Origin of the sequence: Providencia sp. PROV024, from assembly GCF_032709665.1 — a bacterium.
Classification (GTDB): domain Bacteria; phylum Pseudomonadota; class Gammaproteobacteria; order Enterobacterales; family Enterobacteriaceae; genus Providencia; species Providencia huashanensis.
In genome coordinates, this window is the sequence record NZ_CP120545.1 from 34,677 (window position 1) to 60,999 (window position 26,323).

Below are 26,323 nucleotides of genomic sequence, written 5' to 3' on the forward strand. Positions count from 1 at the left end.
GCAGGATAGACGGCATGCACGATTTGTAATAACAGAGTGTCTTGTATTTTTAAAGAAAGTCTATTTAATACAAGTGATTATATTAATTAACGGTAAGCATCAGCGGGTGACAAAACGAGCATGCTTACTAATAAAATGTTAACCTCTGAGGAAGAATTGTGAAACTATCACTAATGGTAGCTATATCGAAGAATGGAGTTATCGGGAATGGCCCTGATATTCCATGGAGTGCCAAAGGTGAACAGCTCCTGTTTAAAGCTATTACCTATAACCAATGGCTGTTGGTTGGACGCAAGACTTTTGAATCAATGGGAGCATTACCCAACCGAAAGTATGCGGTCGTAACACGTTCAAGTTTTACATCTGACAATGAGAACGTATTGATCTTTCCATCAATTAAAGATGCTTTAACCAACCTAAAGAAAATAACGGATCATGTCATTGTTTCAGGTGGTGGGGAGATATACAAAAGCCTGATCGATCAAGTAGATACACTACATATATCTACAATAGACATCGAGCCGGAAGGTGATGTTTACTTTCCTGAAATCCCCAGCAATTTTAGGCCAGTTTTTACCCAAGACTTCGCCTCTAACATAAATTATAGTTACCAAATCTGGCAAAAGGGTTAACAAGTGGCAGCAACGGATTCGCAAACCTGTCACGCCTTTTGTGCCAAAAGCCGCGCCAGGTTTGCGATCCGCTGTGCCAGGCGTTAGGCGACGCGTGGAGTCGCTCTAGAATTTTCGGGTACAAATTTTATGACGAATTATTTTGAGAGTCCCTTCAAAGGGAAGCTTCTGACTGAGCAGGTGAAGAATCCGAACATCAAGGTAGGGCGGTATAGCTACTATTCCGGCTATTACCATGGGCACTCGTTTGATGATTGTGCTCGCTACCTTCTACCAGACCGTGATGACGTTGATCAGCTGATTATCGGCAGCTTCTGCTCCATCGGATCAGGCGCAGCTTTTATTATGGCTGGGAATCAAGGCCACCGATATGATTGGGTCTCTTCTTTCCCTTTCTTCTACATGAACGAGGAGCCCGCGTTTGCAAAATCAGTCGATGCATTCCAGCGGGCTGGCGACACAGTTATAGGAAGTGATGTGTGGATCGGTTCGGAGGCCATGATCATGCCCGGGATCAAGATCGGGCATGGAGCGGTGATAGGTAGCCGCGCTTTGGTTGCCAAAGACGTGGAACCCTACACCATAGTGGGGGGAAACCCTGCAAAGTCGATTAGGAAGCGCTTTTCTGAAGAAGAAATTTCTATGCTTTTAGATATGGCTTGGTGGGATTGGCCGCTGGAACAAATCAAGGAAGCAATGCCTTTTCTTTGTTCGTCTGGCATTGCCAGCCTGTATCGTCGCTGGCAAGGCACAAGCGCCTAACAATACGCTACACACGGACAAATTACTCGCTGCGCTCCTAATTTGCCGGTGAGCGTGGCGTTAGGCGTCATATGAAGATTTCGGTGATCCCTGAGCAGGTGGCGGAAACATTGGATGCTGAGAACCATTTCATTGTTCGTGAAGTGTTCGATGTGCACCTATCCGACCAAGGCTTTGAACTATCTACCAGAAGTGTGAGCCCCTACCGGAAGGATTACATCTCGGATGATGACTCTGATGAAGACTCTGCTTGCTATGGCGCATTCATCGACCAAGAGCTTGTCGGGAAGATTGAACTCAACTCAACATGGAACGATCTAGCCTCTATCGAACACATTGTTGTGTCGCACACGCACCGAGGCAAAGGAGTCGCGCACAGTCTCATCGAATTTGCGAAAAAGTGGGCACTAAGCAGACAGCTCCTTGGCATACGATTAGAGACACAAACGAACAATGTACCTGCCTGCAATTTGTACGCAAAATGTGGCTTTACTCTCGGCGGCATTGACCTGTTCACGTATAAAACTAGACCTCAAGTCTCGAACGAAACAGCGATGTACTGGTACTGGTTCTCGGGAGCACAGGATGACGCCTAACAATTCATTCAAGCCGACACCGCTTCGCGGCGCGGCTTAATTCAGGAGTTAAACATCATGAGGGAAGCGGTGATCGCCGAAGTATCGACTCAACTATCAGAGGTAGTTGGCGTCATCGAGCGCCATCTCGAACCGACGTTGCTGGCCGTACATTTGTACGGCTCCGCAGTGGATGGCGGCCTGAAGCCACACAGTGATATTGATTTGCTGGTTACGGTGACCGTAAGGCTTGATGAAACAACGCGGCGAGCTTTGATCAACGACCTTTTGGAAACTTCGGCTTCCCCTGGAGAGAGCGAGATTCTCCGCGCTGTAGAAGTCACCATTGTTGTGCACGACGACATCATTCCGTGGCGTTATCCAGCTAAGCGCGAACTGCAATTTGGAGAATGGCAGCGCAATGACATTCTTGCAGGTATCTTCGAGCCAGCCACGATCGACATTGATCTGGCTATCTTGCTGACAAAAGCAAGAGAACATAGCGTTGCCTTGGTAGGTCCAGCGGCGGAGGAACTCTTTGATCCGGTTCCTGAACAGGATCTATTTGAGGCGCTAAATGAAACCTTAACGCTATGGAACTCGCCGCCCGACTGGGCTGGCGATGAGCGAAATGTAGTGCTTACGTTGTCCCGCATTTGGTACAGCGCAGTAACCGGCAAAATCGCGCCGAAGGATGTCGCTGCCGACTGGGCAATGGAGCGCCTGCCGGCCCAGTATCAGCCCGTCATACTTGAAGCTAGGCAGGCTTATCTTGGACAAGAAGATCGCTTGGCCTCGCGCGCAGATCAGTTGGAAGAATTTGTTCACTACGTGAAAGGCGAGATCACCAAGGTAGTCGGCAAATAATGTCTAACAATTCGTTCAAGCCGACGCCGCTTCGCGGCGCGGCTTAACTCAAGCGTTAGAGAGCTGGGGAAGACTATGCGCGATCTGTTGAAGGTGGTTCTAAGCCTCGTACTTGCGATGGCATCGGGGCAGGCACTTGCTGACCTGCCAATTGTTTTAGTGGATGAAGCTCGTCTTCCCTATGACTACTCCCCATCCAACTACGACATTTCTCCAAGCAACTACGACAACTCCATAAGCAATTACGACAATAGTCCATCAAATTACGACAACTCTGAGAGCAACTACGATAATAGTTCATCCAATTACGACAATAGTCGCAACGGAAATCGTAGGCTTATATATAGCGCAAATGGGTCTCGCACTTTCGCCGGCTACTACGTCATTGCCAACAATGGGACAACGAACTTCTTTTCCACATCTGGCAAAAGGATGTTCTACACCCCAAAAGGGGGGCGCGGCGTCTATGGCGGCAAAGATGGGAGCTTCTGCGGGGCATTGGTCGTCATAAATGGCCAATTTTCGCTTGCCCTGACAGATAACGGCCTGAAGATCATGTATCTAAGCAACTAGCCTGCTCTCTAATAAAATGTTAGGCCTCAACATCTAGTCGCAAGCTGAGGGGAACCACTAGTGTCATACGAACCTCCAAGAGACGGTTACACAAACGGGTACATTGTTGATGTCATGTATGACAATCGCCCAAGTAAGTATCCAGCTGTGTTCAGAACGTACGTCCGAATTCCAGACTATGTCGAACTAGATAACGCGGAGGAGCTGGCCGACGCAATCATTCGAGAGGTTGAGTTAAAGGAGGCATGGCTCACAAGGGTCTTGGGGAACTCAGCCGATCCTGACGCTTCTGTGGGCAAGTGGGACCGGCGCCTAGCGCAGTGCGGTGGTATTGATGAGATGTCAAGTGGGGTGCAGGCAACATACTTCAGTCCAAACGGTCAGCTGGTCGGCTTAGTGGCATACATTGATGCCGAATGGATGGATGAATAGCTCTGACGTTACGATTCAGGTGAGACAACCAGATGGGCATTGCGTACAAGCTCAGTTGCCACCGATGTGGCTACGAGTCTGATCTTCTTTACCTAGGCCAAGGTATGGCGATGCTTCCTGAGCAAATAGTCGGAACGTGCACATGCTGCGACAATCTAACGACGATTTCTATAAATGAAAGCTACGGAGTATGCTCACTTTGTGGGGCTAAGGATCGTGTGATATTTACAAGCTATCAGCATGAGGCAAGGCCAAGAAATCCCTGCTATCTAGAGAGAAGTTTCAAATATCAATGCCCAAGATGCCATGCCTTCAGTATGGAGCCTCCGGATCTACCGGAGATGCTTTGGGACTAATGCTCCGCTTTGCCTCGGGTATCCGTTCGACCTATGTTTAAGAGGAAACGCACGTGTCTGCCGCCAAAGCTCTTGCCTATGCACTTTGTGACAAGTTGGAAAGCAAAAAAGTTGATGAAGTCGTACGAAATCTTGTTTCTAGCGGCTGGAATATTAGGGAAGTGGCCTGGGAAGCTTCGTCCTTTGATCATGAAATGCCCTACTTTGACACGGGGCGGGACTTCGATATTGGATTTCCTGACACGCTGTCATCCAAGATTGAGTTTTTGACCGCGAATGGATCAATCGTCCAAGCACGTGCTCGCCTGCACTTCAAGCAGGCTCTAATTTTTGCCAAGGCGTCCAAACATGTCGCCGCGCTCAAGAACTCATTGGATTACTACTATGGATCGTCTGTAATCCCCCCTCAAAACCACGGAGGCTATTTGTAGAAAATTCCATTAATATGAACTCAAGGTGTTCCCTACGGACGAATCAGCGATGAAGGTGGTGTACCTGGCTATCCAGGCGGCGACCAAGAAATGGACGATGCCGATCCGCAACTGGAAGCCGGCCATGAACCGTTTTATGATCGAATTTGGTGACCGTTTAAATGGCCACCTTTAACTGACCGGCAAAAGCACTTACACAAAAGGGTTTACAGGCTCTTTCAGTCATTCCTTTAATGCGTAAATTGCTCTCTAACCACTCTCTCAGCCCACCCTTCCATATCCTCTCTCGATACTTGCAGCTCCCCCAACCCCTTTGGATGATTCACCCCTCTATGCCCGTCTTGTCCATATAATTGATCAAACAAACTATTTGGCCAATTCAATGAGCTCTTCACCACTCCACGCCGTATCTTTTCAAAATCATTCCGCCATGTTTCGCTATCAACGCCACTCAACACTTTGGTAGAAAGCATTTTCACCCCATCCGATGCATCCACCTCTAGCAATACAAATTCACTGCCATTACGTTGCACCCCAACGGCTTTAATCACTCTTGGTGAGCCATCTTTACACAGATGTAATCGGCTACGCCCAACTTTTGGCAAAACCAAGGTTTCTTCAAAAAGCACCCGACATGCAAATTTAGTTTTTAGAATTGAAAGTAGCTCATCAAAAGCAGCAAATCGATTAGCAAAAATAGAGTTGTAATTGGTTGCATCCTGCTTCCCACCCACATCTGCCGCTGCTAGGACACCACCTAAGTGTGGCTCATCAGTACTAACCAAATTACTATTTTCACTTGTTGTTGCTTCTTCTTTTTCTAAAATAGTTTGGCTACTTTTTCTTGCCCTGCGAGATTTTTCAATTCGACTAGGTCTACTAAAACTTATCCATGTCGGCTCAGCCTCTATGACTCGTGTGTCTGTGTCTATATTGGCTGTTTCCTCATCGTCCAACTGTAGATGCTCATCATCAACAACTGACTCTGTTGAAACCGCTATGTGCTGCGTACTACCATCACCTGCCTCCTTTTCCTGAAAAGAGGCATGGCTAATAGCTGTTGTGCTAGGAAGCATAGCGTTGATTTCTAAACCTACTATTTCCTCAACTAAATAATCCTTATCCTCGTTAGAAGAACGTCCTTTTACATGTAATTTCCAACCCTGCATGGGCGGAGGGTCAAAGCTAAAGCACCAGCTTTCAACGCCGTTCTTAATTTCTCTATTTTGTTGATAGTGCCTAAAAATACTTTCATACGAATCCATAACATCTTGATCCGAAAACAACCAAACCAAAAGCTGCACTACGGCCGACTGCTCTAACGCCCCTTTAGGAAACGATGAACTGGGTAAGATCCTTATCTCTAAATGATCTCGCTCAACCTCATACTGAACGTCGAACTCTTGCTGTAAAGCGGTACTGCTCAAACAGCTTCGACAGAAATAGGAGTTAATTAAAAATAATGACCGAGCTAGCTCTAACTGTGGGATGTGATAACGAGTCTTGCTATATGGTGTTTCAGCTTCGTAAATAAATGAACTCTGCGCTCCATCCTTGTTGCGTACGGAAGCAAAGGACGAGAGATTAGGAAAATCGATTATTTTGGCTCGTTGAAGATCCGATGCTTCAAACTCAATCACACGATCCGCCTTATTTATTTGCTTTGTTGTACTGTTAACCACCTTAGCTCGACTTAATAAAGGCAAATGAGTAAATCGAGTCCATTTCCGTTCTTGCATTGGATTAAACCAAACAAAAATACGCCACTCCTTATGACCCGAGTTACGGAATAAATGACCAATATGTACAACCTGCACATTGTCATTAAATGTAGCTAGCCTAACCACTCACTCTTCCCCATAAACCATTTCCAAGAATCTTTGTGCTTCCTCAGTTATCCGCTCTTTAGATAACGTTGCACTTCTTAATAATCGCCAGCGCCTAAGCTCAACATCTTCCTGTTTAAGCTTAATAAAAGCTTGGCTAATCCGTCTAATTTGATAATCTTCCACACTCTCTGAGTAACGCTTTAAGCAAAGCGCTACCAAAGGCAGTTTCTGTAGATTTTTTGCAAGAGAGGTTCCGTTAGGAGTTTGCTTTAACAGCCAGCTCGATGTCGCTCTTGGGTGATCAAGGCTACTATCTAGACGCTTTATGATTCTTAATAGTTGTCGTACAGCAATTCGATCTCTTTGGTTCCAATCAACTCTAGGGGCGGGTGCCAGACGCTCTTGTTGATGCTGTTGATTCCAGTGAACTAGCCAATCCCTGTCATGTCGGTAAAGCCAAGCGTATAGCACCCCACCCTCTAAAGACTGTCTTGCCGCCTTAATTCCTTGGTATTTATGCACTAGTTGCTGCCAGTCTTTATGCTTAACAGATAAATCTTCAGAGTTAGGTTGCACAGACTGGCTAACAGGTCTTGTCGTTATAGAGTGCTCAGTAAGAGCACTTGCCTGCTGTAGCGCTTCTATAACCGTTAGTTTTGGCAATAAGGCTTGCCACACAATACTATGCTGTAAATAACTAAAGGCTTTTCTATGCTTACGGAATATACTTTTCAGCCAACACGTGTCCTTGTTCTCTGCCAACTTTAAATCCAGTTTCTCTAGTGCCTCATCACTAAAAGTCTGCCTCACTCTCTCCGCCACCAAGTCATGACGAATGTGCTTGCTTTTGGTTAGCCCTAGATCCTGCGCTAAGCGCTGATAAAACAGCGTCCACTGCTCAAGGCTTGGGGAAAGCTCTTGCGCTCGTGGAGCATCTAACAGAGGGGCTATATAAGCAGCTAGTGCTGTTAATTGAGATAGGGAGTCTTTGGGGTAGTCTGAAAGCAGCTCAGTATGACCCAAAGCCCAAAATTGATGTCGGTGATCATCTACAGCTCTATCAAAGAAGACTAAAGCACCGTGTTTTGGACAATATGGCAAAGCGGGCAAATACCAATCTCGTTGCCAAAAGGCTTCCCCATACCTATTTAGCTGAAGAGCAACGCAATCAGGGCAGTATCTAAAGCGGTTATCGCTCTTAACTCTAGAAGCAGCGACTCCTAGCATTAAATGCACCGCACCTTGCGCTTGGTACTCCATTAACCGAATAGCTTCGTCTCGGCGCTCCTTGCCTACAAACGGAGCATATAAAGGGAATAAGGTATGCTCATAAATAAGCTGCTGAACAGCGTAACGTCCTGTTTGATGTAGATGTCTTGCTATCACACCTAAATGCGAGGGCAGACCTAAGGTAGCGACCACCTTGCGGTTGCCATACACCTCATCCAACAGCTGCTTAGGACTAACAATCCCTTGATAAACGCCTGCCCGTGCAATAGTGCTATAAATCAGCTCATTCGAGTACGGAACAGGAAAGTTTCTCATGGCTAACCTGCTTGTTTAAATAAGCTCGCCATATCCACTATTACCCCTTTCCCTTTTAACCGTTCATGCATGGTTTTTTCAGGTTGGCGTTGTGAATAGATATAACGTAAATCCGTATCAGGCAAGCTATCCCAGTCGCTGGGCTTGACTACCTTTATAGCCGAAACCTTTTTACTCTTGGAGGGCTTTTCTAGTTCTGACACTACCGTTTCGCCTTCCATCAACCACTGCAAAACAAGAGGCAGTAACTTTTGTCTTGTCATCGTTGGATTCTGGCTAAACGCTTTTTTAATAGTGGGAATTAACAGGCTTGAATCGTAATCCTCTTTCAGCATCAGATATAAATGACGCTGATCTTCGGTATCTAACTCTTGAAGGGCTTTTTCTTCTGGTGTTTGTTCTTGTATCGCTGCGATATCTAGCTGAAGTTGGATTAACCGTTTATCAATCTCGGGAACGACTAGATCAGAATAACGAGCAATGCGTTCTGGGATACCCGAGCGTAATGCCTCTAGCATGGGGTGCACAGGCTTTAACTCATCTTGATACACTTGCCGCAATAAACCAGCGGTAATACGCTCATTGCCTAAAGCTAGCGCACGGAGCTGAGCGAGTACAAAAAGTTTTACTACAATGTCCATCACTCCTTGGCTTAGCTCATACCACACATCACGGACCTCATCCGATAACAGCGCATCTTTGCGTTGTAAAACCAAAGATTATCCGTAAAAGCGATCCACTCTTGATTGGGCTTTCCACGTTGCGTTTGTTGTATAGGATCCCAGAATATAGCTCCAAACCCTGCCCCTCTACGTGCAGACCGCAAATCAGCCTCAAAAATCTCTCGTGCTTTAGGGGTACCAATCAACATCACTGGTACGCCAATAATATTCACCATCGTCACAAAAAAGTTCAGCATCTCTTGAGATCCACCCGAACGAGAGCGGCTTAAATGCTGAATTTCATCAATAACCAACAACCCTAAAGCATGTGCATTGGCTATTTGCGACATCAAAGCCAACATGGTTTCTATACCATGACGTTTTAAGCCATAACGACGCTCATAGTTCGAGCCCAAGGCTCGATCCAACGCTCTGAAAAAATTCAAGCAGATTTCTTTTAGCGAACCATTATGCGAGCAGTCTATTTTCAAATACACCACCTGCTCTACATTGAGTTCACGATGGTAAATCACCTGAGGATACGTGGCTAGAATACGATGAAGAGAGGTCGTCTTCCCACTACCAGAACAACCAATTAACAATAAGCTTTGTGCCGTAGATCGTGCCTCCTCAAAGCGAAATGTCTCCAACTCTCCCGTTTGAACACGCTCATAACCATTTTGTAAATGCTTTTGTAAATCTCCTGTTTTAGGATTTCTGCCTACGTAGCCACCTCGAATCATGACCGAAATACGCTCACTTAGTAGCAAATGCGTACCTAATGGCTGAAAATAGTCATCTGGAATACGACAAATGGTATGAGCTCTGATAACACGGGACTTTTGCAAGTCAGAGGAAGTAAGCTGTAAAGAGGATTTCAGTGATGCAGCACTATTCACTGACTCTTGTAATGGTGGTAAGGCCTCGATAAAAGGATTATCACGATAAGCCTCTACCCCCGTATCACGATAAACTGCTTGAATCCGGGTAGCACTCATGACTCATCCTTTTCTGGTGGATCCTGAAATAATTCAGGCACGTATGTGGGTAGGCTGTAATCTTCTTGATCATCCGCTTCCACTGCGTTGAAAGGAATAACTTTAGCCTCATCACCTGAAGAGCTTGGCTTCAAATGCTCCGCACGTTTTTTACGCTCCGAGGTCACGGCTTCTTTTTTATTAGTTTTAATCTGCTTAATGCGTGTTGATTTGGGCTCAGTAGTACTGGGCGTTAACTTATTCGCTTTCTGAATGGTTTGCTGAATAAACGCCTCAAGCTCCCTGCGTTTAGTTAACTCATCCTGCTTCGCATTGGCTTTATTGTGTTTTTCTTGTGCTTGTATATCCCAAACCTCCCAAAATGAGAGACCTTTAAACTGCCGACTACGTTCCGTCAGATTACAGCGCCAAAATACACGGCTGCCAACTTGCGGAAACAAATAAATCGTATCAACCAGCACTGGGTCATAAGCCGCTTCTAAATGTTGAGGTCTAGCTATATCAGTGCTCCGCTGCAACCAACCCTCACGCAGAATCTCTGACCCCGAGTAATACAAACCCCACAAATTAACGCCAAATGAAGAAATAGAGACCTTTCGGCGAGGCAGTAACGCTACTCGCAACTGCTCTTGCTCCACAGCCCTTAAACTACCTGTACGATGCTGCATACCCCATTGCCATAGCTGGACAGGAATAGACGGTAAATCTGTAGGAAAATCAGCATCTCGATCGTATTTATCCATCACCAGATGGTTATTTCTGAATAAGATCGTACGCAAAATAATTTGTGTGAACTCAAATACCGACAGAGATGCATCTAACCTATAGTCTGTTTCACCATGGCTTTTGATCCGACTGCCCTCTACAATGCCAGGTGCAAAGGACTTAAACTCGGCTTGTAGTGTTCTAAAAGTGCTTTCCACTATGCCTTTAGCATCGCCACGTCTAGGTGGAGCACTTTCCACTCGCACATTAAAACTAGAAACTAAGGCTTCGACCTGATGACTCATTAATTCGCCACGGTCCGCTAGCAACACATCTGGCAAACCTACACACGGCCAGTCTGAGCTACTAATCTCAATATCATGCTGGGCACAAATGGCCGTTTTGTCAGAGCAAGCATTTACAAAAGCCTGCATCGCCACCACATAAGACGGATTTTCAAAGCCGATATAAAAGCCCGTGATCATCCGACTAAACACATCAATCACAATGTAAAGCGTTGGTCTTCCTATGATTTTTTGGCGATCATGATGATCCACTAAATAAATATCAGCAATCGTGGCATCAATCTCATAACGACTCCCAGGGCCTAACGCCTGAGAAGTGGCTGTACTACTTAAGGGTCGTACGTCTTTTTTATATACCCCTGCTTTAACTCTAGACTTTAAGCGCTGAGCTTTAGGGTATTCTCGATCATAAAAATAACGAAACTGACGTAGTGTTGGGTAATCCTCTTGGGGAATGCGAGGAAAATACTGAGCAAACAAGTCCACAAATCGTCTATAGGCAACGGTGGTCTTTGTACCTTTTTGATTTAACAGGTGCTTTTCTATGGTCAACCTAAAAAGGCGTTCAATCTCGGGCGTTACCTTGGTTCCTTCACCCTTACCATATTCTCTGGCTCGGCCAATCTTTGCTGTTCCTGTCGCTGAACGTCTTTCCCCTGGTGCACCGCTGTTTTTGTAGTCAGGAATTAATGCATTAGGCGTTTGACCACGCTGCCAGTAACGGCGTAACAACTTATAAACTGTAGCCTTAGTAACCTTATGTTCTTGGACCACATGCTCAACGAGTTCGCTTCTGACTTTAGGGTCGAAACGATCCTTACTATTAATAATAGGAAGAATTTTTCGATAATCCTCCTCGCGCTTCTGGAAGCTGACAGAATCTACAGACGGCTCTTCTAAATCAAGATGTACATAAGGGTCATCAGTTCTAACTAAGCGGCCTTCATCTAAATACTGCATTAGCAACAACTCAGCCCTAGCTTGTGGAACTCCTTTATCAGCGCTTATTTGCATCCAGACAACTTGGCCATCCTCTATAGCCAAAATGCGATACGGATCATTATCAAATAGCACAACCTCATTAATTTGCCACATAGCGCAACTCCTCCATATTCACTACTTGGCTAATACAGAGATCTGCACACTTATTTGCCCTGAAAGACTTATAAATATTGAACTTAATAAAACCATTTGCGGTTAAGGCTCGTATCTCACTCAATGTTTTGCCTAACTCCAAATCATAAGCAATATCAACCTGCTTACAGACATTGATAATGTTTTCATCTCCTTTTTCTTGCAGGATATGGGCCAATGGGGATAGTTGTGCTAAAAGCTCCGCAGAAACTTCTTCTGTTTTCACTGAATAAAGCCATTCAATATTTTCTTTTACTACGGGATTTATTTCTTTATCAGTAAAAATGAACCAAGGAATTTGCTTTTGCTGCCAATAGCGACGCTCTAGTTCTAGTTTTTCTAAGGTACGCTCGTCTTGTAAGGCTGCTGCAGGTTTGACTTGAATAGCAAACTGCTCAAAAGGACCATCTTTGCAGTCCACTAAAAAATCAGTAGACATAACCTGATCTACACCACGAATAACAGGATGCTTAATACCACTATCTATTGCAATCTGCCTGGTATCACTAGGTAATAAGGGGAACTGCTCGCGTATATCTAGCACGCTGCTCTCCCACTCAAGACTGAGAAAAACAGCAAGCTCTAAGTCAGATAGCAAATGATGGACTCGTCCCGTCTTATGAGAATAAATACGGTGGGAACGACCTGAAGAAGGAACTTCTTGTACTGTTAGCCATGGAATATAGTCTTTACCATGCCCTTGGCCACGCCCCTCTTTAATACGACGGGCAATTTGCACTTCAGAAAATGAAGAGTTTGCTTTAGCCATAACAAAAGTCCAGTATGCTTTTTCACAGCATAACTGGACTGATTTCAGTTTACAACTATTCTGTCTAGTTTAAGACTTTATTGTCATAGTTTAGATCTATTTTGTTCAGTTTAAGACTTTATTGTCCGCCCACAAGCCCTTTATTAATCAATTTATTAATTACTCAACCGTAACAGATTTCGCTAAGTTACGAGGCTGATCTACATCAGTACCTTTAATTAATGCGACGTGATAAGACAGTAATTGTAATGGGACAGTATAAAAAATTGGTGCAATCAGTTCTTCAACATGAGGTAAAGAAACGATTTTCATATTTTCACTGGCTTCAAATCCCGCGTCTTTATCAGCAAACACATACAATAAACCGCCGCGAGCACGCACTTCTTCAATATTTGATTTAAGCTTTTCAAGTAACTCATTATTAGGAGCAATAATAATGACAGGCATATCTGCATCAATTAACGCTAATGGACCATGTTTCAATTCACCCGCAGCGTAAGCTTCCGCATGAATATATGAAATTTCTTTCAATTTCAATGCCCCTTCAACTGCTATAGGGAATTGATCACCACGACCTAAGAATAATGCATGGTGCTTATCAGAAAAATCTTCCGCTAATGCTTCGATGACTTTATCTTGAGACAACATGCTTTCAATACGGGAAGGGAGCGCATGTAATGCATGGGAAATATTTTCTTCCAGCTCAGGGTTTGCGCCTTTTAAACGCCCCATATACGCCACTAACATCAGTAAAACAGTTAATTGTGTAGTAAATGCCTTGGTTGATGCCACACCAATTTCTGCACCCGCTTTTGTCATCAACGCAAATTCTGATTCACGTACCAATGAAGAGCCTGCAACATTACAAACAGCTAAAGAAGTCAGATAACCTAATTCTTTAGATAAACGCAATGCCGCTAATGTATCCGCCGTTTCACCTGACTGAGACAACGTGATCATTAAACTATTTTTACGATGTGCTGGATTGCGATAACGATACTCTGAAGCGATTTCCACATCACATGGAATACCTGCTAAGGATTCAAACCAATAGCGCGCAACCATGCCTGCATTGTAAGATGTTCCACAAGCAACAATTTGAATATGCTCAACTTGAGATAAAATATCACCGGCTTTAGGGCCTAATTCGCTCAAATCGATGCCATTGTCTTTGTCAAAACGCCCTTCAAGGGTGTTTTTAATTGCCATTGGCTGTTCGTAAATTTCTTTTTGCATGTAATGACGATAAACGCCTTTATCACCTGCATCATATTGAACATTTGATTCGATTTGCTCGCGTTCAACAGGGGCACCGTTATTATCAAAAATACGAACAGTACGGCGAGTAACTTCCGCGACATCACCTTCTTCAAGGTAAATAAAACGACGAGTCACAGGCAGTAGTGCTAATTGGTCCGATGCTAAGAAGTTTTCACCCACACCTAAGCCAATAACCAATGGGCTACCAGAGCGTGCGGCGACTAATAATTCAGGAATACGGCTATCCATAATTACCGTACCGTAAGCACCGCGTAATTGTGGAATAACACGTTGAACCACTTCCACCAGTGACCCACCTTTTTGTTGTTCATGGTGAACAAGGTGAGCAATCACTTCAGTGTCAGTCTCTGAACTAAAGACATAACCGAGTTTTTTCAGTTCTTCTTTCAGTTCTAAGTAGTTTTCAATAATACCATTATGAACAACTGCAATATAACCTGACGTATGCGGGTGAGCATTACGTTCACTTGGAATACCATGAGTCGCCCAACGAGTATGCGCAATCCCCGTTCCACCTGATACAGGGTTCTTTTCCACTTCTTCCGCCAGCATTTGCACCTTGCCCACTTCACGTAAGCGTTGTAGATGACCTTCGTGATCAACAACAGCCATACCAGCTGAGTCGTAACCACGATATTCAAGACGACGAAGACCTTCTAACAAAATTTCTGCGATATCACGTTGTGCAACAGCACCTACAATTCCACACATATTTTATTGATTCCTAGACAAAAGGCTCTTTCTATAGAGACCCTTATTTTGTCGTAACCTAATTGTTGTACAGTTTTCACTGTTCCCCAGCCTTGTAGAAAATGGGGATATTTATTTTTATATTGCTACCTTAGGTAGCTACTTTAATCTTTGCTATTTATTAGCGTTTTTATCATAGGAGAGATATCGCTATCACTCCTTAATATTTACTTATTTTTTCTTAACTGGACGTTGCCAGTTTTTTATATGCATTTGCTTTACACGGCTAACAACAAGCTCATCTTCATTCACATCACGAGTCACTGTCGTACCAGCACCAATGGTTGCACCTTTTGCCACTGAAACTGGCGCGACTAATTGGGTATCAGAGCCTACAAATACATCATCACCGATAATGGTTTTATGTTTATTAGCGCCATCATAGTTACAAGTGATAGTTCCAGCACCAATATTCACGTTATCACCAATTTGTGCATCACCGAGGTAACTCAAATGGCCAGCTTTAGAACCTAACCCTAAAGACGCATTTTTCATTTCAACGAAATTACCTACGTGCGCTTTGGCCGCTAATTTAGCACCTGGGCGTAAACGCGCAAAAGGGCCAACCGTGCATTCTGATGATAAATCAGAGTTTTCTATTACTGAATATGGGCTAATAACAGAGTTATCCCCAATTACACAGTTTTTCAAAATACAGCCAGATTGAATATGGACGTTATTGCCTAATGTCACATCGCCTTCAATGATCACATTAGTATCAATAATAATGTCACGACCATGAGTCAATGTTCCGCGCAGGTCAAAACGTGCAGGGTCGATTAGCATCACCCCCGCTAATAACAGTTTTTCAGCTTGTTCTTTCTGATAAACCCTTTCTAACGCAGCCAATTGCAGACGGTTATTCACGCCTTCCATTTCACTTAAATGTTTAGGATGAACAGTTGCAATTTTATTCCCTTCTTTATGCGCTAATGCGATGACATCTGTAATGTAATATTCGCCTTGTGCATTATCGTTGTTTAGCTGAGCCAACCAACGTTTAAAATCTTTACCACTAGCAACCATAATACCAGTATTGATTTCTTGGATCTTACGTTGCTCTTCAGTCGCATCTTTCTGTTCAATAATACCGACAACTTCATTATTTTCACGAATGATACGTCCATAACCACTTGGATTATCTAAGATAACGGTCAGTAAACCAATTCCACCTTCAGGTTTCACTTCAATTAAGCGATCTAAGGTATCTTTGGCAATCAATGGGACATCACCATATAACATGACAATGTCTTCATCATCTTGGAAGTTTGGTGCAGCTTGTTGCATCGCATGGCCCGTTCCAAGTTGTTCGGCCTGCAATACCCAATTTAGGTTTTGCTCACCCAGTTTTTCCTTCAGTAAATCACCGCCATGTCCGTATACCAGATGAATATCTGATGCACCAATGGATTTTGCTGTATCTATAACATGCTGCACCATCGGTTTGCCCGCAAGTAAATGCAAAACTTTAGGTAGATTTGAATACATCCGTGTGCCTTTACCGGCAGCTAAAATCACGACACTTTTTCTTTGCACAGTCATTTTTCCTGAAACTCCAACTTAGGGATGAAAGTAAACCTATTTCCTTTATAAATTACTACATATTTCGTTCAAATAAAAAAGCCAGTTAGGGTTAACCAACTGGCTTTTTTCTATACTGCTATCATTACATTAGCTTTTTAGTCAATTCGATCACTCGAAGTTTGGCTATTGCTTTTGCAAGTTCTGCCGATGCCTGAGCATAATCAACATCACCGTGTGCTTTACGGACGTGTTCTTCCGCTTTACGTTTAGATTCCACTGCTCGAGCTTCGTCTAAATCTTTACCACGGATCGCTGTATCAGCGAGTACGATAACACCGTTTGGTTGTACTTCTAAAATACCGCCGGAGAGGTAAATTAGTTCTTCTTCACCAAACTGCTTGGTAATACGTACCATGCCCGGTTTTATGGCAGTCAGCAGCGGGGTATGCTGCGGGTAAATCCCCAGCTCACCTTCACTACCTGTCACCTGAATTTTCTGTACTAGGCCTTCAAACATTTGTTTTTCAGCACTAACAACAGTCAGGTGGTATGTCATTGCAGCTACCATATCAACCTCCTGTCAGCTGGATTAAAGCTTTTTAGCTTTTTCCACAGCTTCTTCAATGGTACCAACCATATAGAACGCTTGTTCTGGCAGGTGGTCGTAATCACCGTTCAGGATACCACTGAAACCACGGATAGTGTCTTTCAGGGAAACGAACTTACCTGGTGAACCGGTAAATACTTCAGCAACGAAGAATGGTTGAGACAGGAAGCGCTGGATCTTACGAGCACGAGCAACAACCAGTTTGTCTTCTTCAGACAACTCATCCATACCCAGAATTGCGATAATATCTTTCAGTTCTTGGTAACGTTGCAGAATAGACTGAACGCCACGCGCAACATCATAGTGCTCTTGACCAACTACGAGTGGGTCTAGCTGACGGCTAGTAGAATCGAGAGGGTCAACCGCTGGGTAGATACCCAAAGATGCGATTTGACGGCTCAGTACTACCGTTGCGTCCAAGTGAGCAAAGGTGGTTGCTGGTGATGGGTCAGTCAAGTCATCCGCAGGAACGTAAACCGCTTGAACGGAAGTGATAGAACCTGTTTGAGTTGAGGTAATACGTTCTTGCAGAACACCCATCTCTTCCGCCAGCGTTGGCTGATAACCTACCGCTGATGGCATACGACCTAACAGTGCTGATACTTCAGTACCCGCCAGTGTATAACGATAGATGTTATCTACGAACAGCAGTACGTCACGACCTTCGTCACGGAATTTTTCAGCCATAGTCAGACCAGTCAGCGCAACACGCAGACGGTTTCCTGGTGGCTCGTTCATCTGGCCATAAACCAGTGATACTTTATCCAAAACGTTAGAGTCGGTCATTTCATGATAGAAGTCGTTCCCTTCACGAGTACGCTCACCAACACCTGCGAATACTGAGTAACCTGAGTGCTCAATCGCGATGTTACGGATAAGTTCCATCATGTTTACTGTTTTACCAACACCCGCACCACCAAACAGACCAACTTTACCACCTTTCGCGAATGGACAGATTAAGTCCATTACTTTGATACCGGTTTCCAGTAGTTCTGTTGAGTTTGATAACTCTTCATAGCTAGGTGCTGCACGGTGAATTGACCAGCGTTCTTCTTCGCCAATATCACCTTTCATATCAATAGGCTCACCCAGAACGTTCATGATACGTCCTAGAGTTGCTTTACCTACTGGTACTTCGATTGGGTGATCTAAGTTAACAACACTTAAACCACGGCTTAGGCCATCTGATGTCCCCATTGCGATACAACGGACAACACCACCGCCTAACTGTTGCTGAACTTCCAGCACCAGTTTTTCTTTACCGTTCATAACCTCAAGAGCGTCATACACTTTTGGTACGCTATCTTGAGGGAACTCGACGTCCACAACGGCGCCGATTACCTGGATAATCTTTCCAGTAGCCATCTTGAATCCTCTACGTAATTCGTAAACCTAGCTGTTAAACCGCGGAAGCACCCGAAACAATTTCGGTAAGCTCCTGAGTAATGCTGGCCTGACGAGCTTTGTTGTAAACCAACTGCAACTCTTTGATCAGGTTACCACCATTATCAGTAGCGGCTTTCATCGCTACCATTCGTGCGGCCTGCTCACTAGCCAGGTTTTCAACGACGCCCTGATAAACCTGCGACTCGATATAACGACGTAGCAGGGTATCCAGCAACGCCTTAGGATCGGGTTCGTATATATAATCCCAAGATTTCTTCTTCAATGTTTCATCATTGCTTGCAGGCAATGGCAATAATTGAAGAATAGTTGGCTCCTGAGACATTGTATTGATGAACTTGTTAGTCACCACATACAGTTTATCCAAACGCCCTTCATCATAGGCTTGTAGCATAGAGTTAACTGGACCAATCAAATCTGAAAGCGTTGGGTTATCCCCCATTCCGGTTACTTGTGTAACGACATTGCCGCCAACAGAACCAAAGAATGAAACCGCTTTAGAGCCGATTAAAGCCAAATCAACCTGAACATTTTTCTCAGACCATGATTTCATATCTGCAAGGAGTTTTTTGAACAGGTTAATGTTCAAACCACCACACAGACCACGGTCTGTTGAAACAACCAAATACCCTACGCGCTTAACTTCACGCTCTTCGAGATATGGATGTTTATATTCCAGATTACCTAACGCTAGGTGACCAATAACACTGCGCATGGTCTCCGCATAAGGACGGCTAGCCGCCATGCGTTCTTGCGATTTACGCATTTTGGACGCAGCGACCATTTCCATCGCTTTAGTGATCTTCTGCGTGTTTTGCACGCTGGCAATCTTGGAACGTATCTCTTTTGCGCCGGCCATTACTGCTTCTCCTTATTAACCAGACGGCCCATAAAAACTCACGGGCCGAATAGTATTACCAGGACTGAGTTGCTTTAAATGATTCGAGCAGTTTTTTCAACTTACCTTCGATATCATCGTTATAGTTACCAGCCTGGCCGATTTCATTCATAAGGTCAGCATGCTCACGCAGTGCATATGAAACTAATGCTGTTTCGAATGCACCAATTTTCGCTAACTCAACATCATCCAAGAATCCACGTTCTGCCGCAAACAGAGACAATGACTGCTCTGCTACTGACATCGGTGCATATTGTTTCTGTTTCAGCAATTCAGTTACTTTCTGACCATGACTTAACTGTTTACGAGTCGCATCATCAAGGTCGGAAGCAAACTGAGCAAACGCTGCCAGTTCACGATACTGAGCCAGTGCTGTACGAATACCACCAGACAATTTCTTGATAATTTTAGTCTGAGCAGCACCACCAACACGAGATACTGAAATACCTGGGTTAACCGCTGGACGAATACCAGAGTTAAACAGGTTAGATTCCAGGAAGATCTGACCATCTGTAATCGAAATTACGTTAGTCGGTACGAATGCAGAAACGTCACCGCCTTGAGTTTCAATGATAGGCAGAGCCGTCAATGAACCTGTTTTGCCTTTAACTTCACCTTTAGTAAAGTTTTCAACGTATTCAGCGTTAACACGAGCTGCACGCTCAAGTAAACGTGAATGCAGATAGAAAACATCACCTGGGTATGCTTCACGTCCTGGTGGACGACGCAGCAACAGTGAAATTTGACGGTATGCGACAGCCTGTTTAGACAGGTCATCGTAAACGATCAGTGCATCTTCACCACGGTCACGGAAGTATTCACCCATTGCGCATCCAGAGTATGCGGAAAGGTATTGCAGAGCTGCTGATTCAGATGCAGTCGCAACAACAACAATGGTGTTTTCCAGAGCGCCGTGTTCTTCGAGTTTACGTACTACGTTAGAAATTGTAGATGCTTTCTGACCGATAGCGACATAAACACATTTGATACCAGAATCACGCTGGTTAATGATTGCGTCGATCGCTAGAGCAGTTTTACCTGTCTGGCGGTCACCGATGATAAGCTCACGCTGACCACGGCCGATTGGAATCATCGCATCGACTGATTTATAACCAGTTTGTACAGGCTGATCAACGGATTGACGTTCGATAACACCTGGAGCAATAACTTCAATTGGAGAGAAGCCATCATTCTCAACAGGGCCTTTACCATCAATTGGTTGACCCAGTGTATTCACGACACGTCCAAGTAGGCCACGGCCTACTGGAACTTCAAGAATACGACCAGTACATTTTACTTTCATGCCTTCTGCCAAGTCGGCATAAGGACCCATAACAACCGCACCAACAGAGTCACGCTCTAAGTTCAATGCGATGGCGTAACGGTTGCCTGGCAGCGCGATCATTTCACCCTGCATGACTTCGGCTAAACCGTGAATACGAATGATACCGTCATTAACGGATACAATCGTACCTTCATTGTGAGCTTCACTCACAACATCGAACTGAGCAATACGCTGTTTGATCAGTTCGCTGATTTCGGTGGAATTCAGTTGCATATGCTCCAGTCCCCTTAAGACTGCAAGACGTCAGTTAAACGCTCTAAGCGACCGCGGATACTACCGTCAATGACGAGGTCTCCAGCACGAATGATCACTCCAGCAATAACAGACTTATCAATTTTGCAATTCAGCTTAACTTTGCGTGACAGACGTTTTTCCATCGCTGCAGAAATTTTAGCTGACTGCTGTTCACTCAACTCGTTTGCAGAAAGTACATCAACTTCAATCGTTGATTCCAGAGCATCACGTAATTGAATAAATTGCGTTAATACTTCTGGTAGCGTAGTTAAACGCCCATTATCTGCCATAACACGAATCAAGTTTTGAACATGCTCGTCAATTTCATCTCCACAAACAGAGATAAACGTTTTAGCTAATGTTTCTGGTGCAATAGAACCAGAAAGCAGCTCACCAACCTGTTCATTACGCGACACCATTGAGATGAAGCCCAGCATATTCTGCCATTTTTCAACAGATTGGTTTTCCACAGCAAAGTCAAAAGCTGCTTTGGCGTAGGGGCGAGCTACAGTAGCAATTTCAGACATGCCCCTCCCTCCTTACAGTTCAGCGACTAGTTTATCAACGATGTCGCTGTTAGCAGCTTCATCCACGGAACGTTCAATGATCTTCTCGGCACCTGCGATAGCAAGCATCGCAACCTGTTTACGTAACTCTTCACGTGCACGTTTACGCTCAGCATCAATTTCAGCTTGCGCTTGTGCGACGATTTTTGCACGTTCTGCTTCTGCTTCTGCTTTTGCTTCATCAATCATTTGAGTGCGTTGTTTATTCGCTTGCTCAATGATGACTTGTGCTTCAGCTTTCGCTTTTTTCAGTCGGTCGGTTGCGTCGGTTTGCGCCAGTTCCAGGTTCTTTTTAGCACGTTCTGCGGAAGATAAACCGTCAGCAATTTCTTTTTGACGTTTTTCAATGGCCGCCATAATCGGTGGCCATACATACTTCATACAGAACCAAACAAACAGGACAAACGCGATAGCCTGGCCGAGGATTGTTGCATTTAGATTCACAGACAATACCTCTTATTCATTAGTGAATTAATGTTCTTAAAGTGTTCCGTAACGTTAATTAAGCAACAGCGAACATTACATACAAGCCCAGACCAACAGCAATCATCGGAATAGCATCGACCAGACCCATTACGATAAAGAACTGTGTACGCAGCAGAGGAATTAAATCTGGCTGACGAGCAGCACCTTCTAAAAATTTACCACCTAGGATGCCGATACCGATCGCAGCACCGATCGCCGCTAAGCCCATCATCACAGCGGCAGCCATGTACAGCAGATCCATACTCAGGTTTTCCATGACAGTCTCCAGTTTGTTTCAGTTAATACAATTATTGATAATTAAATTAGTGCTCTTCAGATGCCATCGACAGATAGACAACAGTCAGAACCATAAAAATAAAGGCTTGTAGCGTAATAATCAGTATGTGGAAGATAGCCCAAGGTAGGCTTAACAACCACTGTGACCACCACGGAAGCAGAGCCGCGATAAGAATAAAGATCAATTCACCTGCATACATGTTACCAAACAGTCGCAGACCGAGTGATACAGGTTTTGACAGCAGGCTTACCCCTTCAAGAATCAAGTTAACAGGAATAAAAACAGGATGGTTGAAAGGCTGCATAGTGAGCTCTTTCGTAAATCCGCCAATTCCTTTCATCTTAATACTGTAAAAGAGGATTAGGATAAACACACCAATAGCCATCGATAAGGTGACACTAACATCAGCGGTTGGTACTGCACGTAATGCAGGTAACCCGAGATAATGCTCAGCAATATACGGAAGGAAATCAATTGGGAGTAAATCCATCAGGTTCATTAAGAATACCCAGACGAACACAGTTAATGCTAAAGGAGCAATAACTTTGCTCTTCCCGTGATACATATCACGGACTGAGTTATCAACGAAACCAATGATCAGTTCTATTGCAGTCTGTAACTTACCGGGTACGCCACTAGTCGCATTGGCTGCAACTTTTCTAAATAGCCACAGGAACAAAGCCCCGAGAACTACTGAGAAAAAAAGCGAGTCAATGTTCAACGTCCAAAATGTTGGACTAGCGTGGGGATCGACCAACTTAAAGGTACTCAGGTCCAACTGAAGGTTTCTCAGATGGTGGCCTATGTAATCCTCTGTAGTCATCACTTCTCCTGATGCAGACATGATGCCTCTTACCCTTTTGTAGTTTAAAAATACTTACCGTTTAAAAACGGCTGGTGCAACAATCTGAACAATTAGCACCGCTAAATAGGTCAAACCCAGTGGTGTTAATGACGCTTTGAACACACCGAAAGCAACAACTAAAACAACGATAGTTGTAACAACCTTTAGCCCTGCTCCTAATGCTAAGAACCAGGCAATGCGGACAGGTTCATCCTCTTCCTTTGCTTTCTGAAATTGTGCTAGCAGCATAAATACGATATTTGGTAACCAGCATGCTAACCCACCAGCAAGAGCAGAGGCCCCCCATTCTATACTATTTGCACAGAAAGCCCCACTGAGGATCACTAAAGTTATAAACTGAACAGACAACTGCTTTGCAGCATGCTTGTTGTCATAAAGGGATACAGACATAACTTTTTTGATACTCCCAGCTCTTCTCAGCCTCAGAAACGCTAAGTGTTGTATAAAACTGCCTTTGCTTAAATGTGTCAAGAGACAAAAACGAGCAAATTATACGGGCAGGCGAAATGAATTCAATCAGTAAGTAGCGAAAAGGTGAATAAATATTTAATTTTTTCGAGTTAGCGCAGAATTGTCGCAGTAATAATTAATAAATAGTTAATGATTTGCTACATACTTACAGTTAAACGTGATCAATATCACATTTCGTATTATTCGCTTTATTTATTCATTCAATTTTCTTCGTAAGAAAAAATAGAATTAATCTGTAAATCAAATAATTAAAGAATTCAATTTTTGAACAAAAAACTGCCGCTATAAAGCAAATATTTCAATATTAACTAACTATCAAGCTAAATCGATTAAGTAAAAATTGGCAATTAACCCCATATTTACTTTCAAAACGCTGTTTTGGAAACTTATTCGTTATTGCCGTGTAAACAGTACGTAAAATTCGAGTGTTAACTACCCCGTTAAAAATAATAATAGCCGTCAGTTTTTTAAACCTTCGGCTATCGCTCTAAATGATAAATTTTTTTGACGAGAAGCAACTTTATTTTATAGATATTTTAACTAAATGGCGTTGTTCATCAAGTTCAGGAACTTCCAGTTCAATGATTGATTCAACCTTAAACTGCTCAGGTAATGAGGTGATTTCGTCATTATGGATCATACCTTTGAGCGCATAAAAATGCCCTGTCGGGGAGGGTAAATGGTGACACCAGCTCAACATATCATCCAATGACGCGAAAGCTCGACTGATAACCCCATCAAAACCAGACCCAACTGGGTATTCTTCAACACGAGATTGAATCGGTTCGATATTCGTCAAACCAAGTTCGTGTTGAACCTGTTTTAAAAAGCGTATGCGCTTCCCTAAGCTGTCTAATAAAACAAAGTGGGACTCAGGTCGAACAATAGCTAAAGGAACCCCTGGTAAGCCAGGACCTGTTCCTACATCGATAAACGTGGTCCCGTTGAGTTGACCGTTCACCACTATGCTATCCATAATATGGCGAATCAGCATCTGTTGCGGGTCACGTACAGAAGTTAGATTATAAGCTTTGTTCCATTTAACTAATAACTCAACGTAACCAATTAATTGCTGTTTTTGTTTATCTGTTAGGTTGATATCCGCTTTTGCTAACAATTGGTTAAGTTTTGATAATAAATCCATTTTTATGCGCTCCGGCGTAACATGCCTTGTTTTTTAAGCCAAACAAGTAAAATAGAGATTGCAGCCGGGGTAATACCTGAAATACGTGAAGCTTGGCCTATGGATGTTGGTTTATGGTCGTTCAGTTTAGCCATTACTTCGTTAGATAACCCTTTGACTTGTTTGTAATCAAGGTCAATAGGTAATATCGTGTTTTCATTCCGTAGCTGTCTTTCGATCTCTTCTTTTTGACGAGCGATATAACCTTCATATTTAACCTGTATTTCAACCTGATCGGCAGCTTGAGGATCATCAATACCTGGAGCAAAAAGGTTAAGTGAGGTTAACATTTTATAGGTCATTTCAGGGCGACGTAGTAAATCTTCCCCGTTAGCTTCTTTTGATATTGGTACCGTTAAAATTGCGTCGATTTCTGCATGGTTATCAGATTTTGGATGAACCCAAATATCTTTTAAGCGTTGACGCTCTTTTTCAATCAATTCAACTTTGTTATTAAAATGAGCCCAGCGAACGTCATCAACTAACCCTAGTTCACGCCCTTTTTCAGTTAAACGTAAATCTGCATTGTCTTCACGCAGCATCAAACGGTATTCTGCACGTGAAGTGAACATGCGGTAAGGTTCTTTAGTCCCCAAAGTACACAGGTCATCGACTAAAACCCCAATATAGGCTTGGTCACGACGAGGGAACCAACCTTCTAACCCAAAGGCATATTGTGCAGCATTAAGGCCTGCTAGTAGCCCTTGAGCACCAGCTTCTTCATAACCTGTTGTGCCATTAATTTGACCAGCAAAGAACAGGCCATTAATAAATTTACTTTCTAGAGTTTGTTTGAGATCTCTAGGGTCAAAGAAATCATACTCAATAGCATAACCAGGGCGAATGATCCTTGCATTTTCCATTCCTTTCATGGAATGAACTATTTGCATTTGGACATCAAATGGTAAGCTGGTGGATATACCATTTGGATAGATTTCGTTGCTGGTTAAGCCTTCGGGTTCTAAGAAGATCTGATGTGAGTCTTTGTCTGCAAAGCGCATCACTTTATCTTCGATCGATGGGCAATAACGCGGGCCTATACCTTCGATGATCCCTGCGTACATTGGGCTACGATCAAGGTTATTTCTGATCACATCATGGGTTTTTTCATTGGTGTAAGTGATGTAACAAGGCATCTGTTGTGGATGTTGATCCTGTGAGCCTAGGAATGAAAAAACAGGCATAGGATTATCACCTAGTTGTTGTGCTAACTGGGTGAAATCGATGGTTCTTGCATCAATACGTGGTGGAGTTCCCGTTTTTAAGCGGTTAACTCGTAATGGCAATTCCCTTAAACGTTGAGAAAGGGAAACTGATGGCGGGTCACCAGCACGACCACCACTGTAGTTTTCTAAACCTATATGAATTTTTCCATCAAGAAAAGTCCCTACCGTTAATACCACTGCTTTTGCTTTAAATTTTAAGCCCATGCGGGTAACAGCGCCTGTGACTTGATTATTTTCAACAATTAAGTCTTCAACAGGTTGTTGGAAAATCATTAAGTTTGGTTGATTTTCTAAAGCGGTTCTAACTGCTTGTCGATAAAGAACGCGGTCTGCTTGTGCACGAGTTGCACGTACTGCCGGCCCTTTACTGGCATTTAATGTTCTAAATTGAATGCCAGCTTTGTCAGTTGCAGTTGCCATTAAACCACCAAGGGCATCAATTTCTCTAACCAGATGTCCCTTACCGATCCCACCAATGGCTGGGTTGCAAGACATCTGGCCCAATGTATCAATATTGTGAGTCAGTAATAGGGTTTGACGCCCCATACGTGCAGCTGCCATTGCTGCTTCAGTACCGGCATGACCACCACCAATTACGATGACGTCAAATTGCTCTGGATAAAACATGTGT

At 43.8% G+C, this 26,323-nt stretch carries 23 protein-coding genes and 3 pseudogenes; 8 read left to right on the forward strand and 18 right to left on the reverse strand.

Features of this window, described 5'->3' with window-relative positions:
- The first annotated feature begins 158 nt into the window (after positions 1–158).
- The 8 genes and pseudogenes from dfrA1 to P3L56_RS00160 all read left to right on the forward strand — a co-directional run.
- Complete coding sequence (gene dfrA1 / locus P3L56_RS00125) at positions 159–632, forward strand: trimethoprim-resistant dihydrofolate reductase DfrA1 (protein WP_000777554.1); 474 nt, start codon at positions 159–161, stop codon at positions 630–632.
- Positions 633–761: 129 nt separating this feature from the next.
- Positions 762–1,394 carry a type B-2 chloramphenicol O-acetyltransferase CatB2 gene (locus P3L56_RS00130; RefSeq protein ID WP_012477387.1) on the forward strand — a complete coding sequence of 211 codons (633 nt, stop codon included), beginning with the start codon at positions 762–764 and terminating at the stop codon, positions 1,392–1,394.
- 71 nt (positions 1,395–1,465) lie between these two features.
- On the forward strand, positions 1,466–1,990 hold the full coding sequence (sat2, locus tag P3L56_RS00135) for a streptothricin N-acetyltransferase Sat2 (RefSeq protein WP_000704156.1): 525 nt from the start codon (positions 1,466–1,468) through the stop codon (positions 1,988–1,990).
- A 57-nt stretch (positions 1,991–2,047) separates the two neighbouring features.
- Positions 2,048–2,883, forward strand: a pseudogene (gene aadA1, locus P3L56_RS00140) (ANT(3'')-Ia family aminoglycoside nucleotidyltransferase AadA1).
- 28 nt (positions 2,884–2,911) lie between these two features.
- Positions 2,912–3,409, forward strand: coding sequence for a hypothetical protein (locus P3L56_RS00145; protein ID WP_001444089.1), 498 nt, complete (start codon positions 2,912–2,914; stop codon positions 3,407–3,409).
- A 60-nt stretch (positions 3,410–3,469) separates the two neighbouring features.
- Complete coding sequence (locus tag P3L56_RS00150) at positions 3,470–3,841, forward strand: hypothetical protein (RefSeq protein ID WP_000119696.1); 372 nt, start codon at positions 3,470–3,472, stop codon at positions 3,839–3,841.
- A 409-nt stretch (positions 3,842–4,250) separates the two neighbouring features.
- Positions 4,251–4,628 (forward strand): hypothetical protein, encoded by a 378-nt coding sequence (locus P3L56_RS00155; protein ID WP_001271300.1) that lies wholly within the window; start codon positions 4,251–4,253, stop codon positions 4,626–4,628.
- 22 nt (positions 4,629–4,650) lie between these two features.
- Positions 4,651–4,803, forward strand: a pseudogene (locus P3L56_RS00160) (IS256 family transposase); the annotation flags it as partial.
- 55 nt (positions 4,804–4,858) lie between these two features.
- On the opposite strand, the gene P3L56_RS00165 reads toward P3L56_RS00160, so the two are convergent.
- From P3L56_RS00165 to mnmG, 18 genes and pseudogenes are all read right to left on the reverse strand, one after another.
- Positions 4,859–6,475: a Tn7-like element transposition protein TnsE gene (locus P3L56_RS00165; protein ID WP_000251879.1), complete on the reverse strand. Its 1,617-nt coding sequence runs from the start codon at positions 6,473–6,475 to the stop codon at positions 4,859–4,861.
- Positions 6,476–8,002: a TnsD family Tn7-like transposition protein gene (locus P3L56_RS00170; protein ID WP_001243518.1), complete on the reverse strand. Its 1,527-nt coding sequence runs from the start codon at positions 8,000–8,002 to the stop codon at positions 6,476–6,478.
- A 2-nt stretch (positions 8,003–8,004) separates the two neighbouring features.
- A pseudogene (locus P3L56_RS00175) lies at positions 8,005–9,662 on the reverse strand (AAA family ATPase).
- Positions 9,659–11,767, reverse strand: coding sequence for a DDE-type integrase/transposase/recombinase (locus P3L56_RS00180; protein WP_000267723.1), 2,109 nt, complete (start codon positions 11,765–11,767; stop codon positions 9,659–9,661). Before P3L56_RS00180 ends, P3L56_RS00175 begins: the two are co-directional and overlap by 4 nt.
- Positions 11,754–12,575: a TnsA endonuclease N-terminal domain-containing protein gene (locus tag P3L56_RS00185; protein WP_001029679.1), complete on the reverse strand. Its 822-nt coding sequence runs from the start codon at positions 12,573–12,575 to the stop codon at positions 11,754–11,756. The genes P3L56_RS00180 and P3L56_RS00185 overlap by 14 nt, the downstream gene beginning before the upstream one ends.
- A gap of 159 nt (positions 12,576–12,734) precedes the next feature.
- Positions 12,735–14,567, reverse strand: a complete 1,833-nt coding sequence (gene glmS, locus P3L56_RS00190; protein ID WP_198861042.1) for a glutamine--fructose-6-phosphate transaminase (isomerizing) — start codon at positions 14,565–14,567, stop codon at positions 12,735–12,737.
- 210 nt (positions 14,568–14,777) lie between these two features.
- Complete coding sequence (glmU, locus tag P3L56_RS00195; RefSeq protein ID WP_042846796.1) at positions 14,778–16,148, reverse strand: bifunctional UDP-N-acetylglucosamine diphosphorylase/glucosamine-1-phosphate N-acetyltransferase GlmU; 1,371 nt, start codon at positions 16,146–16,148, stop codon at positions 14,778–14,780.
- 124 nt (positions 16,149–16,272) lie between these two features.
- Positions 16,273–16,698, reverse strand: a complete 426-nt coding sequence (locus tag P3L56_RS00200; protein WP_042846797.1) for a F0F1 ATP synthase subunit epsilon — start codon at positions 16,696–16,698, stop codon at positions 16,273–16,275.
- A gap of 21 nt (positions 16,699–16,719) precedes the next feature.
- Positions 16,720–18,102 carry a F0F1 ATP synthase subunit beta gene (gene atpD / locus P3L56_RS00205; protein WP_042846798.1) on the reverse strand — a complete coding sequence of 461 codons (1,383 nt, stop codon included), beginning with the start codon at positions 18,100–18,102 and terminating at the stop codon, positions 16,720–16,722.
- A 34-nt stretch (positions 18,103–18,136) separates the two neighbouring features.
- Positions 18,137–19,000, reverse strand: a complete 864-nt coding sequence (gene atpG / locus P3L56_RS00210; RefSeq protein WP_042846799.1) for a F0F1 ATP synthase subunit gamma — start codon at positions 18,998–19,000, stop codon at positions 18,137–18,139.
- A 55-nt stretch (positions 19,001–19,055) separates the two neighbouring features.
- A complete protein-coding gene (gene atpA, locus P3L56_RS00215) occupies positions 19,056–20,597 on the reverse strand; it encodes a F0F1 ATP synthase subunit alpha (protein ID WP_042846800.1) in 1,542 nt (513 codons plus the stop codon).
- 14 nt (positions 20,598–20,611) lie between these two features.
- Positions 20,612–21,145, reverse strand: a complete 534-nt coding sequence (atpH, locus tag P3L56_RS00220) for a F0F1 ATP synthase subunit delta (RefSeq protein ID WP_042846801.1) — start codon at positions 21,143–21,145, stop codon at positions 20,612–20,614.
- Positions 21,146–21,157: 12 nt separating this feature from the next.
- Positions 21,158–21,628 (reverse strand): F0F1 ATP synthase subunit B, encoded by a 471-nt coding sequence (gene atpF, locus P3L56_RS00225; protein WP_042846802.1) that lies wholly within the window; start codon positions 21,626–21,628, stop codon positions 21,158–21,160.
- Positions 21,629–21,686: 58 nt separating this feature from the next.
- Positions 21,687–21,926 (reverse strand): F0F1 ATP synthase subunit C, encoded by a 240-nt coding sequence (gene atpE, locus P3L56_RS00230; protein WP_004093904.1) that lies wholly within the window; start codon positions 21,924–21,926, stop codon positions 21,687–21,689.
- Between the two features lie 46 nt (positions 21,927–21,972).
- A complete protein-coding gene (gene atpB / locus P3L56_RS00235; RefSeq protein ID WP_048605636.1) occupies positions 21,973–22,791 on the reverse strand; it encodes a F0F1 ATP synthase subunit A in 819 nt (272 codons plus the stop codon).
- A gap of 33 nt (positions 22,792–22,824) precedes the next feature.
- Positions 22,825–23,202, reverse strand: coding sequence for a F0F1 ATP synthase subunit I (gene atpI, locus P3L56_RS00240; RefSeq protein WP_042846804.1), 378 nt, complete (start codon positions 23,200–23,202; stop codon positions 22,825–22,827).
- A 601-nt stretch (positions 23,203–23,803) separates the two neighbouring features.
- Positions 23,804–24,427: a 16S rRNA (guanine(527)-N(7))-methyltransferase RsmG gene (gene rsmG / locus P3L56_RS00245; RefSeq protein WP_042846805.1), complete on the reverse strand. Its 624-nt coding sequence runs from the start codon at positions 24,425–24,427 to the stop codon at positions 23,804–23,806.
- Positions 24,428–24,429: 2 nt separating this feature from the next.
- Positions 24,430–26,319: a tRNA uridine-5-carboxymethylaminomethyl(34) synthesis enzyme MnmG gene (gene mnmG / locus P3L56_RS00250; RefSeq protein WP_042846806.1), complete on the reverse strand. Its 1,890-nt coding sequence runs from the start codon at positions 26,317–26,319 to the stop codon at positions 24,430–24,432.
- Positions 26,320–26,323: the final 4 nt, after the last annotated feature.